The 14,956-nt window shown below is 66.5% G+C and carries 18 protein-coding genes; 5 read left to right on the top strand and 13 right to left on the bottom strand.

Going from position 1 to position 14,956, the window contains the following annotated elements; translation table 11 throughout:
• Window positions 1–27: 27 nt before the first annotated feature.
• Window positions 28–612 (bottom strand): DUF4126 domain-containing protein, encoded by a 585-nt coding sequence (locus G467_RS0114125; RefSeq protein ID WP_022970385.1) that lies wholly within the window; start codon window positions 610–612, stop codon window positions 28–30.
• 122 nt (window positions 613–734) lie between these two features.
• Between G467_RS0114125 and G467_RS0114130 the strand changes: the two genes are divergently transcribed.
• The 5 genes from G467_RS0114130 to G467_RS0114150 all read left to right on the top strand — a co-directional run bounded on the left by G467_RS0114130 (window position 735) and on the right by G467_RS0114150 (window position 4,165).
• Entirely contained in the window at window positions 735–1,463 is a 729-nt protein-coding gene (locus tag G467_RS0114130) for a DUF6776 family protein (protein WP_022970386.1), read from the top strand.
• A gap of 1 nt (window position 1,464) precedes the next feature.
• Window positions 1,465–1,881, top strand: a complete 417-nt coding sequence (locus G467_RS17035; protein ID WP_022970387.1) for a bactofilin family protein — start codon at window positions 1,465–1,467, stop codon at window positions 1,879–1,881.
• A gap of 43 nt (window positions 1,882–1,924) precedes the next feature.
• A complete protein-coding gene (gene erpA / locus G467_RS0114140; RefSeq protein ID WP_022970388.1) occupies window positions 1,925–2,284 on the top strand; it encodes an iron-sulfur cluster insertion protein ErpA in 360 nt (119 codons plus the stop codon).
• Window positions 2,281–3,165 carry an NAD(+) diphosphatase gene (nudC, locus tag G467_RS0114145; protein WP_026802712.1) on the top strand — a complete coding sequence of 295 codons (885 nt, stop codon included), beginning with the start codon at window positions 2,281–2,283 and terminating at the stop codon, window positions 3,163–3,165. The genes erpA and nudC overlap by 4 nt, the downstream gene beginning before the upstream one ends.
• 112 nt (window positions 3,166–3,277) lie before the next feature.
• Window positions 3,278–4,165: a membrane protein gene (locus tag G467_RS0114150; protein ID WP_022970390.1), complete on the top strand. Its 888-nt coding sequence runs from the start codon at window positions 3,278–3,280 to the stop codon at window positions 4,163–4,165.
• Window positions 4,166–4,187: 22 nt separating this feature from the next.
• Here G467_RS0114150 and G467_RS0114155 read toward each other — a convergent pair whose 3' ends face one another.
• From G467_RS0114155 to aroQ, 12 genes are all read right to left on the bottom strand, one after another.
• Window positions 4,188–4,592 carry a DUF2752 domain-containing protein gene (locus tag G467_RS0114155; RefSeq protein ID WP_022970391.1) on the bottom strand — a complete coding sequence of 135 codons (405 nt, stop codon included), beginning with the start codon at window positions 4,590–4,592 and terminating at the stop codon, window positions 4,188–4,190.
• 1 nt (window position 4,593) lies between these two features.
• Window positions 4,594–4,938, bottom strand: a complete 345-nt coding sequence (locus G467_RS0114160; RefSeq protein ID WP_026802714.1) for a CD225/dispanin family protein — start codon at window positions 4,936–4,938, stop codon at window positions 4,594–4,596.
• Window positions 4,939–5,013: 75 nt separating this feature from the next.
• Window positions 5,014–6,909: an MFS transporter gene (locus G467_RS0114165; RefSeq protein WP_022970392.1), complete on the bottom strand. Its 1,896-nt coding sequence runs from the start codon at window positions 6,907–6,909 to the stop codon at window positions 5,014–5,016.
• A gap of 103 nt (window positions 6,910–7,012) precedes the next feature.
• A complete protein-coding gene (gene purD, locus G467_RS0114170; protein ID WP_022970393.1) occupies window positions 7,013–8,299 on the bottom strand; it encodes a phosphoribosylamine--glycine ligase in 1,287 nt (428 codons plus the stop codon).
• Between the two features lie 77 nt (window positions 8,300–8,376).
• On the bottom strand, window positions 8,377–9,948 hold the full coding sequence (gene purH, locus G467_RS0114175; protein ID WP_022970394.1) for a bifunctional phosphoribosylaminoimidazolecarboxamide formyltransferase/IMP cyclohydrolase: 1,572 nt from the start codon (window positions 9,946–9,948) through the stop codon (window positions 8,377–8,379).
• 56 nt (window positions 9,949–10,004) lie between these two features.
• Window positions 10,005–10,283, bottom strand: a complete 279-nt coding sequence (fis, locus tag G467_RS0114180; protein ID WP_081644702.1) for a DNA-binding transcriptional regulator Fis — start codon at window positions 10,281–10,283, stop codon at window positions 10,005–10,007.
• Window positions 10,284–10,465: 182 nt separating this feature from the next.
• A complete protein-coding gene (locus tag G467_RS0114185; RefSeq protein WP_022970396.1) occupies window positions 10,466–10,987 on the bottom strand; it encodes a DUF3426 domain-containing protein in 522 nt (173 codons plus the stop codon).
• Complete coding sequence (gene prmA, locus G467_RS0114190; protein ID WP_022970397.1) at window positions 10,984–11,898, bottom strand: 50S ribosomal protein L11 methyltransferase; 915 nt, start codon at window positions 11,896–11,898, stop codon at window positions 10,984–10,986. The genes G467_RS0114185 and prmA overlap by 4 nt, the downstream gene beginning before the upstream one ends.
• Before the next feature lie 88 nt (window positions 11,899–11,986).
• Window positions 11,987–12,436, bottom strand: a complete 450-nt coding sequence (locus G467_RS0114195; protein WP_022970398.1) for a pilus assembly protein PilP — start codon at window positions 12,434–12,436, stop codon at window positions 11,987–11,989.
• Between the two features lie 51 nt (window positions 12,437–12,487).
• Window positions 12,488–13,855: an acetyl-CoA carboxylase biotin carboxylase subunit gene (gene accC, locus G467_RS0114200; RefSeq protein WP_022970399.1), complete on the bottom strand. Its 1,368-nt coding sequence runs from the start codon at window positions 13,853–13,855 to the stop codon at window positions 12,488–12,490.
• Between the two features lie 24 nt (window positions 13,856–13,879).
• A complete protein-coding gene (gene accB / locus G467_RS0114205; protein WP_022970400.1) occupies window positions 13,880–14,353 on the bottom strand; it encodes an acetyl-CoA carboxylase biotin carboxyl carrier protein in 474 nt (157 codons plus the stop codon).
• Window positions 14,354–14,392: 39 nt separating this feature from the next.
• A complete protein-coding gene (aroQ, locus tag G467_RS0114210; RefSeq protein WP_022970401.1) occupies window positions 14,393–14,872 on the bottom strand; it encodes a type II 3-dehydroquinate dehydratase in 480 nt (159 codons plus the stop codon).
• Window positions 14,873–14,956: the final 84 nt, after the last annotated feature.

Raw genomic sequence — 14,956 nt, forward strand, 5'->3', positions numbered from 1 at the left:
ACGCGGCCACGTCGATCGCAAGGACAATCAGCCGGCGCTGGTGCGCGGAGACAGCAGTCGCAGGACCTTGCGTGCGAGCCATAGCACCAGCAGGGCCGAGCTCAGCACGACACCCAGGATCAGGCTCAAGGCCAACCACGGATGTGCGAACACGATCGCCAGTCCGCCGGCTGTGACGACGTCTTCGCCGACCGACGCGGTCCAGTTCGACATCGGCTCGGGCGAGGTGTTGATGAGCGCGCGCGTGCCGGTCTTCACCGCATGCGTGAGCAAGGCGGCGCTGGCGCCGATGGCGAGGGCGCCGCCACTGAGCTGGCCGTCCGGCGACAGCGTGGCGGCCGCGAGGAAGGCCCCGACCGGGACACGCAACAGCGTCTGCACCAGGTCCCAGCCCGAATCCACGCCGGGGATCTTGTCGAAGGTGAACTCGATGACGGTCAGGGAGCCGGCGGTCGCGAGCACCCAGGGCGAGGTCGTGGCGGCCAGCGCCGGGGGCAGGTCCACCCAGCCCAGCAGGCCGGCCAGGCCGACGCCGAACACCGTCAGGTAGGCGCGCACGCCGGACAGGGCCGCCAGGGCGATCCCGAGGGCGAAAAGATGGGCTTCGGTCATCACACTCTCCCCCGCGCCTACGGCGCGAACAGGGCAAATATAGCCCGCTTCCGGCTGCACGCAGGCTGAGTCCGGGGCCTGTTTTCCTTTATCCCCCCGCCCCCGCCCGGTATCCTTCCCCGATGAGCTCCCCCGGCCCGGATCCCGCCCGTTTCGTCATCGTCCCGCACCGCCCGTATCAGCGGGGCTGGTGGTGGCTGGTGGCCGTGCTGTGGCCGCTGACCGTGGCCGGGACCTGGTACTTCGCATCGAGCCGGGCGGCCCCGTCCCTGTCGGCGGCGCGCAGCGCCCTGGGCAGCAGCAGCGACCAGCTCGAGGACGCGCATACCGAATTGCGGCAGCTGCGGCAGCAGGTCGCGACCCTGCGCCGCTCCGACCAGATCAGCCGCAACGCCAATATCGAGCTGCAGTCGACGCTGTCCGAGCGCGAGGAAGAAGTGTCCGGCCTGCGCGCCGACGTCGATTTTTACGAACGCCTGGTCGGTTCGACCGGCCAGCGCCACGGCCTGAGCGTGCACGAGGCCGTGTTCGCCCCCGAGGCCGGCGGCACCTGGCACTACACCGTCACCCTGACCCAGAACATCAACCGCGGCGCGATCAGCAAGGGCCAGATGCGCCTGTCGGTCGAAGGCGTGCGCGGCGGCAAGCTGGGCAGCGTCAAATGGGACGATCTGCTGCAGAAGCCGGCGTCGCCCGGGCAGCCGTTCTCGTTCCGCTATTTTCAGCAGCTCGAAGGCAGTGTGATGCTGCCGCCGGGTTTTACCCCCCAACGCGTCCGCGTCCAGCTGAACGCCGATGGCAACACCGTCGACCAGGCCTTTGCCTGGTCGGACAAGAAGACAGGAGAGTGAGATGTTCGGCGATAAAGGCAAGAGCGCACGCAACGGCACCAATACCGTGGAAACGCTGATCGGTCCGCGGGTGACCATCCGCGGCGACATCACCTTTTCCGGTGGCCTGTATGTCGAAGGCAAGATCATCGGCAAGGTCATCGCCGAAGACGGCAGCGCGGCCGTGCTGACGGTCGCCGAACAGGGCCAGATCGAAGGCGAGGTCCGCACGCCGATCGCGGTGATCGCCGGCCAGCTGCACGGCGAGGTGTATGCCAGCGAGCGCATCGAACTGGCGGCGAACGCCCGTGTGCACGGCAATATTCACTACAAGATCGTGGAAATGGCCGCCGGCGCGATGATCACCGGTCGCCTGATCCATGCCGATGCGCCGGTTGCGCAACTGCTCGGCCCGATCGAACCGGAAGTGGCCGCCTGACCCTGCGCTTGAAAGCGCGCCCGAGCGAAGCCATCTAGAACCCATGGACATGCATCCCAGCTATCAGACGATCGACGCCCCGCTCGACTTCACCGCGGCGGCGGCAGCCAAGGTCGCCAACCTCATCGCCGAGGAAGGTAATCCGGCGTTGAAGCTGCGCGTGTACATCAGCGGCGGCGGGTGTTCGGGCTTCCAGTACGGGTTCGAATTCGATGAGCAGCAGGGCGAGGACGATCTGGCCCTGCAACGCGACGGCGTCACCTTGCTGGTCGATCCGCTGAGCCTGCAATACCTCATGGGCGCCGAAGTCGACTATCGCGAAAGCCTGCAGGGGGCGCAGTTCGTCATCCGAAATCCGAACGCCAAGACCACCTGCGGTTGCGGCAGCAGTTTCTCGGTGTGACGCCGACACCGCGGCGCTATGCGTTCCAGCACGCCGGTCTGGACCGCGCCGAACACCTGCGCAAGGATGCCGCCGCGCTCGACGCCTGTTGGCCCGATGCGCCCGTCCTGATTCTCGACGTCGAAGGCCAGGCGCGTTTCGCCGGCAGCGACGATCAGCCCGAATTTCCGCGCGGCGGCCAATGCCTCGCGCAGCGTCCCGAGATCGCCAGCTTCCTGGGCCTGGATGAGGGCGGCCAGGCTTGGTTTGCGCTGCCTGCCGAAGTCCTGCCCGAACTGCCCGCGCAAACCCTCGACCTGCGCAGCGCCGGCACGCGCTGGGCGGCATTGCCTGCCGCTGTGTTCGCGCAGGCGCGCGCGCTGCTGCACTGGCAGCAGCGCAGCCGCTACTGCGGTGCCTGCGGCGGCGCCCTCGTGCTCGAGCGCGGCGGTTTTTGTGCGCGCTGCCCGCAATGCGGCATCGAACACTATCCGCGCACCGATCCGGCGATCATCGTCGCGGTCAGCGATGGCGAGCGCCTGTTGCTGGGCCGGCAGGCGAGCTGGCCGCCGAAACGCTGGTCGGTGCTGGCCGGATTCCTCGAGCCGGGCGAATCGCTCGAGCAGACCGTCGTGCGCGAAGTCATGGAGGAAGCCGGCGTGCGCGTCGACGCCTGCCAGTACGCGTGCTCGCAGCCTTGGCCGTTCCCTAGCGCCCTGATGCTCGGTTTCCACGCGCAGGCGCAGCCGCAGCCCGCGCAGGTCAGTGAGGAGCTGGAAGAAGCCCGCTGGTTCACCGCCGCAGAATTGCGTGACGGCGCCGTCACCGGCGAGGTGCGGCTGTCGCCGAGCCTGTCGATCTCGCGTTGGCTCATCGACGACTGGTTGGCCCAGCAGCCCTGACGCGCGGCGGTCCGCGCCCGGGTCCCGCCGACCGGCGCGGCGACGCGACGGTCAGGTCCCACGTCATGCACTACAATCCTTGCCATTGCGACCGGATGCCACTGAAACCTTCATGGCCCTGACCCTCATCGCCGTCGTGCTTGCGCTCGTCCTGGGGCATATCGCGCCGGGACTGATCGGCCTGCGTCGCTACGGCTGGTTCATCGCGTGGTTGCAGTGGCTCGGTCGCGTGCTCGGCGGCCAGCATGTCTGGCAGGGACGATTCGGTCTGCTGATCGGCGTGGGCGTGCCGGTGCTCGCGATCGGTGCCGGCCAGTGGCTGCTCGGCGATCGTTTCTACGGTCTGCCAGCCTTCGGTTTTGCGCTGCTGGCCCTGCTCTACACCTGGGGTCCGCGCGATCTCGATCTGGATGTCGATGCGGTCATCGAAGCGCCCGATCCCGAATCGCGGCGCGCGGCCGCCGCCGCCTTGTTTCCCGAGGGCGGCGATCCGGTCATCGAAGGCCCGGTGCTGGTCGAAGCGGTATTCCGCTGCGCGCTGTGGCGCTGGTTCGGCGTGCTGTTCTGGTTTCTGCTGCTCGGCGCGGCCGGGGCGATTCTCTATCGGTTGGTGTCGCTGAGCGCGCAGGGCGAAGCACAGCGCACCTTGCCACCCGCGCAGAGCCAGGCCGCGCGCTTGTTTGTCGCGATCCTGAACTGGCCGGTCGCGCATCTGATCAGTTTTGGCCTGGCCCTGGCCGCGAATTTCGACAGCGTGCTCGCGGCATGGCGCGACTGGCACGCGAGCGGCGGCCTGCGCCTGGATATCGGATTTCTTGGTGCTGCCGCGCGCGCGAGCGTGGTCTGCGAACTGATCGAGGAAGACGCCTACGCGATCGACGGTCCTGCGCAGGCGCCGGCATTGCTGGAACTGCGCGATGCGATGAGCCTGGTCTGGCGCATCCTCTTGTTGTGGCTCGCGATGATCGCGATTTTCGTCGTCGCCGGCTTCGTCAACTGAGCGCGATCGCGCGGCGACCGGTCTAACCCGGCGCGAGCCAGGAAAACGGCAGCCACGGCAGGTTGCGCAGCACACCGAACAGCGTCACCAGTCCGGCCCAGAGCCAGGGATTGGCGATCGGGCGCAGCCAGGCATCGGTCCACGCAGGCAATTTGTGCAAAGCGCGCAGGGCGAGCAGGCCGCCGATCGGCGCGCCGACGATGAGCAGGGCATTCATGCTCAAGGCGCGCAACAAATCGAAATGCACCAGGGCATGCAGCGCGCGCGTGGCGCCGCATCCGGGGCAATACAGGCCGGTCAGGCTGTGGAAAACGCAGGGCAGAAACGGATTACCCGCGACATTGGGATCGAACGTGCGCAGCGCCCAGATGCCGGCGGCCCCGAACAGGCCGACCGGCACGAGCCACAGCCAGTGCCGCGCCGGCATGTCAGTGGCGGCCGGCCTCGATCTGCCGCTTCAGATCTTCGAGGTAGTCTTCGTTGACCACGCCCAGCATCTGCAGCACGAACGAGAGCACGACGAGAATCAGGAACACGCTGCCGAGGATGGTCGTCACCCAGCACCACATCTTCGCCTTGCGCGATGCTTCCATGGCGCCGATTTCGTTTTCCGCAGCGAGCAGCGGGTTGACCTTGCTGGCGTAGACGATCGCGGCGATGCCCGAGGGCAGGCCCAGCGGCAGGCAGCAGCAAGCCATCATGCTGGCGAGCGTGGCGACGACCGTCGAGATGACGGCCCAGATCATGTGGTTCTGGACTACGGGCTGGTTCATCGAGGCATCTCCGGATTGGCCTTACACGCTAGCGGCGCGGCGAAGGTCGGTCAAGCAAAACGCGGCGGCGGCGCGTCAGGCGCGATCGCCGCGCAGGGCGCGCACCTTGGCTTCCAGGGCGGCTGCGGTCGCGGTTTCGCCCGGGACCGGCGCGCTGGCTTCGACTTCAACCTCGGCGCGGAAGCGCCGCGGCAGGCGCAGGCGGCCCAGGCGCGAATCGCGCTTGCTCCACATGCTCAGCCACATGCCCTTGAGCGCGATCGGCACGACCGGCACCGCGCGACGCGCGAGGATGCGCTCGACGCCGCCGCGGAACGGCGCGATCTGTCCGTCCTTGGTCAAATGTCCTTCCGGGAAGATGCAGACCAGCTCGCCTTCGGCGAGTGCGGCATCGACTTCCTCGAAGGCCTGATCCATGAGCGCGGCGTCTTCTTTGGCGCCGGCGATCGGAATCGCGCGCGCGGCCTTGAAGATCCAGCCCGCACCGGGCGTGCGGAAGATCTTGTAGTACATGACGAAGCGGATCGGTCGCGGAATCGCACTGCTCAGTATCAGCGCGTCCATGTAGCTGACGTGGTTGCACACCAGCAGCGCCGGGCCTTCGTCGGGCACGTTGTCCTCGACACCCGCCACGTCAACGCGATACAGCAGCTTGACGTAGACCCAGGCGAGGAAACGCATGAGGAATTCGGGCACCAGCGAGAAGATGTAGATCGCGACGATGCCGTTGAGGATCGCGATCGCCAGATAGAACTGCGGGATCGTCCAGTGCAGGAATTTCTGCGCGACGATGCCGAACACCGCGGCGGTGACGATGAAGCCGGCATTGAGGATGTTGTTGCCCGCGATCACGCGCGAGAGTTCGCCGCGCGGCGTCCGGCTCTGCACCATCGCGAACAGCGGCACCAGGAAGAAGCCGCCGAACACGCCGATCAGGGTCAGATCCATGAGGATGCGCCAGCTGCCGGCGGCCTGCACGAAGCCCATGAGATCCAGGCCAGCGGTCGGCGCCAGGCCCGAACGCGCGAAATACAGATCGATGCCGAACGCGGTGATGCCGAAGGCGCCCAGCGGCACCAGGCCGATCTCCACGGTGCGGTTGGAGAGCTTCTCGCACAGCAGCGAACCGATACCGGTGCCGATCGAAAACACGCCGAGGGCGAGCATCATCAGTGCGCTCTTGTCGGCTTCGCCGGTGCCGCCGAGATTGACCTCGACGTAGACCGGCAGCTGCGCGGTCAGCGCGGTGCCGAAGAACCAGAACCAGGAAATGCCAAGCACCGAATTGAATACCGCACGCTGCTTCATGCACAGCTTGAGGATCGGCCAGCTGCTGGTGATCGGATTCCAGTTGATCTTCAGGTCCGGCGAGGTCGGCGGCGCCGACGGCACGAAGCGTGAGGCGGCGTAGCCGATCAGGGCGATCGCGATGACCGCGATCGACGCGGGCGTCGGGCTGCCCGAGGTCATCAGGCCGATGCCCAGCATCATGCCCAGCAGGATCGACATCGCGGTACCGCTCTCGACCAGGCCGTTGCCGCCAGTGAGTTCTTCCGGGTGCAGGGCCTGCGGCAGGATCGAATACTTGATCGGTCCGAACACGGTCGAATGCAGGCCCATCAGGAACAGCACGACCAGCAGCAGGCCGGCATGGTGGCCGTAGAAGCCCCAGGCGGCGATCGCCATGACGACGATCTCGAAGATCTTGACCGCGCGGATGATGCGGGTCTTCTCGTACTTCTCCGCGAGCTGCCCGGCGATCGCCGAGAAGAAGAAAAACGGCAGGATGAACAGGGCCGGCGCCAGATTCGTGTAGGTCGACTGCTCGTCCGTGTTCAGGCCCATGTGCACGGTGATCAGGGCGAGGGTGGCGTTGCGGAACACGTTGTCGTTGAACGCGCCCAGCAACTGCGTGACGAAAAACGGAGCGAAACGACGGACGCCGAGCAGCGAAAACTGGTTGTGGGCCATGGGGCTCCCCTGTAATGCCGGAAGCCTAACAAAATTCCTTGTAGGAGCCAGCTTGCTGGCCAATCGCCGTGATCGCCAGCAAGCGGGCTCCTGCGGGCGGGGATCAGCCGCGTTCGCGTGCGATGGCGCGCCAGCCGATGTCGCGACGATGGAATTCGCCGTCCCAGCCGATCTGCGCGGCCGCCGCGTAGGCGCGGTGCTGTGCGTCGATCACGCTCTCGCCCAGCGCGCAGGCGCAGAGCACGCGACCGCCGCTGGTGAGCACTTGGCCGTCAACCAGGCGCGTGCCGGCATGGAAGACCTTGCTGCCCGCCGGCGCCTCGGCGTCAAGCCCGCGGATGACATCGCCAGTGCGCGGTGCCTCGGGATAATTCGCCGCCGCCATGACCACGCCCAGGGACGGACGATCGTCCCAGTCGGCGCGGACCTCGTGCAGCCGGCCCGCGATCGCCGCCTCGACCAGGGCGACCAGGTCCGATTGCAGGCGCAGCATGACCGGCTGTGTTTCCGGATCGCCGAAACGCACATTGAATTCGATGACCTTCGGCGCGCCCTGCGCATCGATCATCAGGCCCGCGTACAGAAATCCGGTGAACGGCATGCCGTCGGCGATCATGCCTTGCACGGTCGGATTGACGACCTCGCGCATCACGCGCGCATGCACGTCGGCAGTGACCACGGGCGCGGGCGAATACGCGCCCATACCACCGGTGTTGGGACCGGTATCGCCGTCGCCGACGCGTTTGTGGTCCTGGCTGGTCGCCATCGGCAGCGCGGTGCGGCCGTCGACCATGGAAATGAAACTCGCCTCCTCGCCATCAAGGAATTCCTCGATGACCACGCGCGCGCCCGCAGCGCCGAACGCATTGCCCGACAGCATGTCGACGACCGCGGCTTCGGCGTCGGCGAGCGTCATCGCGACGATCACGCCCTTGCCGGCCGCGAGACCGTCGGCCTTGACCACGATCGGTGCGCCTTTTTCGCGCACGTAGGCCAGCGCGGCGGCGGTGTCGGTGAACACGCCGTAGTACGCCGTCGGAATGCCGTGGCGGGCGAGAAAATCCTTGGCGAAGGCCTTGCTGCCTTCCAGCTGCGCGGCGGCGGCGGTCGGCCCGAAAATCGGTTGGCCGGCTGCGCGGAAACGGTCGACGATGCCCGCGACCAGCGGACCTTCCGGGCCGACGACGGTCAAGGCCACGCCCTCGGTTTCGGCGATATTGAGCAGGGCGTCGAGATCGCTCGCCGCGATGTCGAGATTGCGGCATTTGTGCTCGCGCGCCGTGCCGGCATTGCCCGGAGCGACGAGAACTTCGCTTACGCGGGCGGATTGCGCGAGTTTCCAGGCGAGGGCATGTTCGCGACCGCCGCTGCCGATGACCAGGATCTTCATTGCGCTTCCTCTGTGTAGGAGCCAGCTCGCTGGCGACCTAATCGCTGTTCGCCAGCAAGCTGGCTGCTACGCTGATCTCAGTGCCGGAAATGCCTGCGTCCGGTGAACACCATCGCCATGCCGTGCTCGTCGGCGGCGGCGATGACTTCGCTGTCGCGCATCGAACCGCCGGGCTGGATGACCGCCGAAATGCCGGCCGCCGCCGCCGCATCGATGCCGTCGCGGAAGGGGAAAAACGCATCGCTCGCCATCACCGAACCGGGCACGACCAAGCCCGCCTCTTCGGCCTTGAGGCCGGCGATCTTCGCGCTGACCACGCGACTCATCTGGCCAGCGCCGATGCCGATCGTCTGGGCATCGCGCGCGTAGACGATCGCATTGGACTTCACGTACATCGCGACCTTCCAGGCGAACAGCAGGTCGCTCATCTGCGCCGGCGTCGGCGCGAGCTTGCTGACGATCTTGAGATCGGCCGCTTGCAGCTGGTCTGTATCGGCATCCTGCACGAGCAGGCCGCCGGCGATGCGTTTGAATTCCAGCGCGCCATGGCCGGCGCCGAGTTCGCCGGTCGCGAGCACGCGCACGTTCGGCTTCTTGGCGAAATGCGGCAGCGCGTCTGCGGCGATCGCCGGCGCGAGCACGACTTCGACGAACTGGCGCTTGAGGATTTCCGCCGCGGTCACCGCATCGAGCGGCCGGTTGAAGGCGATGATGCCGCCGAAGGCCGAGGTCGGATCCACGGCATAGGCGCGATCGTAGGCAGTCAGCAAATCGGCCGCGACCGCGACGCCGCAGGGATTGGCGTGTTTGACGATGACGCAGGCCGGCGCATCGAAGGCCTTGACGCATTCGAGCGCGGCATCGGCATCGGCAAGGTTGTTGTACGACAGCTCCTTGCCTTGCAGGAAGCGCGCGGTCGCGACGATGCCCTGCGGCGCGATCTTCTCGATGTAGAGCGCGCCGCGCTGGTGCGGGTTCTCGCCGTAGCGCAGCGCCGACGCCAGATCGAGCGAAAGGTTGAAGGTATGCGGCCAGGCTTCCGGCGTGGTCGGATCAGCTGCCCTCGGCGACAGCCACTGCGTGATCTGGCCATCGTAGGCGCTGGTGTGCGCATAAGTCTTGGCCGCGAAACCGCGACGTTGCGCGATCGTGGTGCCGCCCGCGGCGAGGGCGTCGAGCAGCACGGCATAGTCGGCCGGATCGACGACGACGCTGACGCGCGCATGATTCTTCGCGGCGGCACGCAACATCGCCGGGCCGCCGATGTCGATGTTTTCGATGGCATCGTCGTAGCCGCAGTCGGGCTTGGCGACGGTCGCTGCGAACGGATACAGGTTCACCACCAGCAGGTCGATCGGCGCGATGCCGTGTTCGGCCATCACCGCGTCGTCGGTGCCGCTGCGGCCGAGCAGGCCGCCGTGGATTTTCGGATGCAGGGTCTTTACGCGGCCGTCCATGATTTCCGGGAAACCGGTGACGTCGCTGACATCGCGCACCGCGATGCCCGCCTCGCGCAGGGTCTTGGCCGTGCCGCCGGTCGAGAGCAGTTCGACGCCGAGTCCGGCCAGGGCGCGGGCCAGCTCGAGCACGCCGGTTTTGTCGGAAACAGAAAGCAGTGCCCGGCGCACGGGCAAACGGTCGGAAGACATGGAGGACACCCCGGGAAAGGCGCTAATTATAGCCTTCCCGGCCGGTAGAAACAGCGTCAGGCTAGGCCGTGTTCGCGCAGTTTCTTGCGCAGCGTGGCGCGGTTGATGCCCAGCGTCGCCGCGGCACGGCTCTGGTTGCCGTCGCAATGGCGCATCACTTCTTCCAGCATCGGATGTTCGATCTCGCGCAGCACGATGTCGTAGAGTTCGTGCGACTCGCACTCGCCCAGATCCAGCAGATAACGACGCACAGCTTTGGCGACGTAATCGCGCAGCGCGGGTTGCGGATGGGAAAGCGGTGCGGGGTCCGCGCGCAATGCGTGGAGAGAATTCACAGTCAGGGGGCTCCGTAGTTTTGTCCGCTTCCCTGCGGGCCGCCGGTGACGGGCGGACGCGCAGTCTACCCCGCAAATTTTCTCGGCGCCATCGTGGTCGCAAACGCTTGACGGAACAAGACAAAAGTCAGGCAGGCACGCATCTTGCCCCGCGCCGGGCCGATGATTCACCGGTCCGGGGATCAGCGGAATCCGAAATTGAAACTCACCGCGCGCTTGCCCGGATCGAGCACCTCGAGCGTGATGCTCGCCGATTGTCCGGACGCGATCTGCATCGTCGTCGGTTCGCTGCCCAGATATTCGTGCGGGCTGAAACGGCGCAGACCGAGCGCATCGCCATCGAGATTGGATAGCGACAGTTCCAGCTGCGGCCACGGCTGCGGAAACGCGGCGTCGTTGCGAAAACTCGCCGACACCAGCAGTACGCCGGGCACCGAGGGATGCGGTCGGATTTCGCGCGAGGTGACATGGAATGCGTCGGGCTCGTGCCAGGCCGGCAGCTCGCAGCGCAGGAAATCGCACAGCGCCTGGATGCGCGGACGCCAGAGCGGATCGGCGGCGAAACGTGCGCGATCGGCCACCGCGATCTGGATCAACAGGGCGAGCACCAGCCAAGGCAACGCGAACCACAACCAGAACCGATGTCCCGGGGCCTTCGGCGCCGGGGCGGACGGTTGCAGGAAATCCGGCGAGGGCGAGCTCATGCCTTCGCCCCGTCGGTCTTGCGCACGCCGGTGATGCGCATCCAGTCGTCGAGCTGCGTGGCTTCGAGCGATTCGAACCACGGTGCGAAGCGAACGAGCAGCGCGTCTTCCTGTCCGTGCAGGATGCCGGACAGGGCGATCACGCCGCCGGGCGCGACGCGCGCGGCGAGAGTTTCTGCAAGGGCATCGAGTGCGGACGCCAGGATGTTCGCGACCACGACCGGATAGGTCGCGCGCGGTTCATCCTCGGGACCGAATACGGCCAACTGCGCACCCACGCCATTGCGTTCGGCATTGTCGTGGCTGGCCGCAAGCGCCTGCGGATCGGTGTCGACGCCGACCGCACGCGCGGCGCCGAGCTTGAGTGCGGCGAGTGCGAGAATGCCCGAGCCGCAGCCGAAATCGAGCACGGTCTGGCCACGCAGATCGAGTCCGTCGAGCCATTGCAGACACAGCGCGGTGGTCGGATGCGTGCCCGAGCCGAAAGCCAGGCCCGGATCCAGACGCACGATGACCGCACCCTCGGCTTCCGGCGGCGCGTCCATGTTCCAGGGAATGATCCAGGTGCGCGTGCCGAAGTGCATCGGCGCGTACTGATCCATCCAGGCGCGTTCCCAGTCCTGGTCGGCGACGACACGGAACTGCGCCGTCGACAGGTCGAGTTTGTCGTCGTAGGCCTCGAGCGCATGCAGCAGCAGGTGTTCGTTGGTGTCTTCGGCGAACAAAGCGAGCAAGGTCACGTCGGGCCACAGCGGCGTTTCGCCGACCCCCGGTTCGAGGATCGCCTGTTCGTTTTCGGCATCGGCCGCGTCCATCAGCGACACCGACAACGCGCCGAGATCCTCGAGGGCGGTTTCGAGCCGCGCTTCATCGGCGGCGCGGCAGCGCAGGGAAAGTTCGAGCCAGGGCATGGAGTCCAGGGGGAAAGCGGCGGAGGCCCCGATTATCGCCCAAATGCCGATCGGGTCGGGCCGTGAAGGCGCGACCGTGCGCGGCGGCTCAGCGCGCCACGTCCTGGATGCCGCTGTCGGCCGGCTCGCGGTTGTCGGGGCACTGGATCTCGCCTTCCGGCGCGGACGCGGACACCGGCCAGAAGAAACGGCTCACCGCCCACTCGCCGCCGTTGACCGGCAGCAGCTCGGTGACTTCGATCGAACTTTGGTTCACGCGGCTGATGTAGGCGTGGTTCTTGCCCAGGTGGTTGTTCACGCCGGCCGCCTGGCGGCTGCCATCGGGCAACTGGAAACAGGCCAGGCGCGTGCCATCCGCGGCGGCGGTCGTGCCGATCAGCACGAGGTTGAAGTAGTCGAAGGCTTCGAGTTTTTCCTTCGGTGTTGCGGCAGGTGCTTCTGTCGCCGCCACCGCCGTGCTCGCGGTGACGGCGAGCAGGACCGGGGCGAGAACCACGGGGGCGAGGCGCAGCGGCAGGCGACGGGAAAATTTGACCATGAGCGGAAAAGAAAAAGTAGGCGGGAAGCGAACCGGAGACGCGACAAGCGATCAGCCGAGGCCGATCACCTTGTCCTTGCGTTCGGCGAGGCGCTTTTCCAGGTAGTGGATATTGGTGCCGCCCTGCTGGAAACCGATGTCGGCCATGATCCGGCTCTGCAGCGGGATATTGGTCTTGATGCCGTCGACAACCATCTCGCTGAGCGCGACCCGCATGCGCGAGATCGCCTGCGCACGCGTATTGCCGTGCACGATAAGCTTGCCGATCATCGAGTCGTAGTTCGGCGGCACCTTGTAGCCTTCGTAGATGTGCGAATCCACGCGCACGCCGGGACCGCCGGGCGCATGGAAATGCTTGATCAGGCCGGGGCAAGGCAGGAAGGTTTCCGGATCCTCGGCATTGATGCGGCATTCGATCGCATGACCGCGCAGCACGATGTCTTCCTGGCGCAGCTTGAGCTTTTCGCCCGAAGCGATCAGCAGCTGCTCGCGCACCAGATCCACGCCAGTGACCAGTTCGGTGACCGGGTGCTCGACCTGGATGCGGGTGTTCATTTCGATGAAGTAGAAACGGCCGTCCTCGAACAGGAACTCGAATGTGCCGGCGCCGCGATAACCGATGCGCACGCAAGCATCGGTGCAGATCTTGCCGATTTCGGCGCGCATTTCCGGGGTGATGCCGGGTGCGGGCGCTTCTTCGACGACTTTCTGGTGACGGCGCTGCATCGAGCAGTCGCGTTCGCCGAGATGGATCGCATTGCCCTGGCCGTCGGACAGCACCTGGATCTCCACGTGACGCGGGTTCTCCAGGAATTTCTCCATGTAGACCATGTCGTTGGAGAACGCGGCCTTCGCTTCGGCCTTGGTCGTGGCGATCGAGGACAGCAGGGCGCTTTCCTCGCGCACCACGCGCATGCCGCGACCGCCGCCGCCGCCGGCCGCCTTGATGATGACCGGATAGCCGATCTCGCGGCCCATGCGCAGGTTTTCATCGCCGTCGTCGCCGAGCGGGCCGCCGGAACCGGGCACGCAGGGCACGCCGGCCTCCTTCATCGCGCGGATCGCTTCGACCTTGTCGCCCATCATGCGGATCACGTTCGCGGTCGGGCCGATGAAGATGAAACCGGACGATTCCACGCGCTCGGCGAAATCGGCGTTTTCCGACAGGAAGCCGTAACCGGGATGGATCGCCTGGGCGTCGGTGACTTCGGCCGCGGCGATGATCGCGGGGATGTTGAGGTAGCTTTCCGAGGACGGAGCCGGGCCGATGCATACCGATTCGTCGGCCATCGCCACGTGCTTGAGGTTGCGGTCGACGGTGGAATGCACCGCGACGGTCTTGATGCCCAGGGCGTGGCACGCGCGCAGGATGCGCAGCGCGATTTCACCACGGTTGGCGATGACGACTTTAGTGAGCATGGGTCTTCCGGGAGTTTGGCTTGATCAAGAAATCACGAACATCGGTTCGTCGAACTCGATCGGTTGGCCGCTCTCGACCAGGATCGCGCGCACCGTGCCGCTGACATCGGCTTCGATGGGATTGAACATCTTCATTGCTTCGATGATGCCCAGGGTCTCGCCAGCCTTGACGGTCTGGCCGATCTTCACGAACGGCGCCGAATCCGGATTGGGCGAGGCGTAGTAGGTGCCGACCATCGGCGAGCGGATCATGTGGCCGTCGGGCACGTCCTTGCCGCCCTTGCCCTGGGCTTCGGTTGCGGTCGCGGCGAGCGCCGGCGTGGCGACGGCCGGACGCGCGTGCTCGACGTGCGCCACCGGCGCGGCGGCGACCGGCGCCGGGGCGTGCCGCGAGGTGCGCGCGAGGCGAACGGATTCTTCGCCTTCCTTGATTTCCAGCTCGGCCAGATTGGATTTTTCGAGCAGGTCGATGAGTGCTTTGATCTTGCGAAGGTCCATGCAGGCCTCGTCTTGTGTTGAAAGGAAAGGGGTGGCGGCTCAGAGGCCGGTCAGGACAGCGTCGCCCTCGTCGGCGGTGCGTGGCGCGAGCCAGCGCAACGCGCCTTCGAGCGCGTAGAAATAACTTTCGGCGCCGAACCCGCAGATCACCGCCCGCGCCAGGTCGCTGACATAGCTGTGCTGGCGGAAGGGCTCGCGGGAATGCGGGTTGGACAGGTGCACTTCGATGAAGGGGATCTGCACCGCCGCCAGGGCGTCGCGGATCGCCACGCTGGTATGCGTGAAGGCGGCCGGATTGATCAGGAGGAAGCCGGTACCGTCCTGGCGCGCGGCCTGGATGCGCTCGACCAGCACGTGCTCGGCATTGCTCTGCAGGCTGGTCAGGCTGTGTCCGGCCTCGCTGGCGCGGGTGGCCAGGCGAGCGTCGATCTGGGCCAGCGTGGTGCGGCCGTAGATGCCTGGCTCGCGTTCACCGAGCAGGTTGAGATTGGGTCCATGCAGGACGAGTAATTTGGCCACCGGTCCCTCCCGAGCGGAAGCGGAGTGTGTCCCAGGCTCGGACGGCTGTCCAGACGATTAGTGCATTTTCCCGGAAGATGCCGT

Origin of the sequence: Arenimonas oryziterrae DSM 21050 = YC6267 (assembly GCF_000420545.1) — a bacterium.
Lineage (GTDB): Bacteria > Pseudomonadota > Gammaproteobacteria > Xanthomonadales > Xanthomonadaceae > Arenimonas > Arenimonas oryziterrae.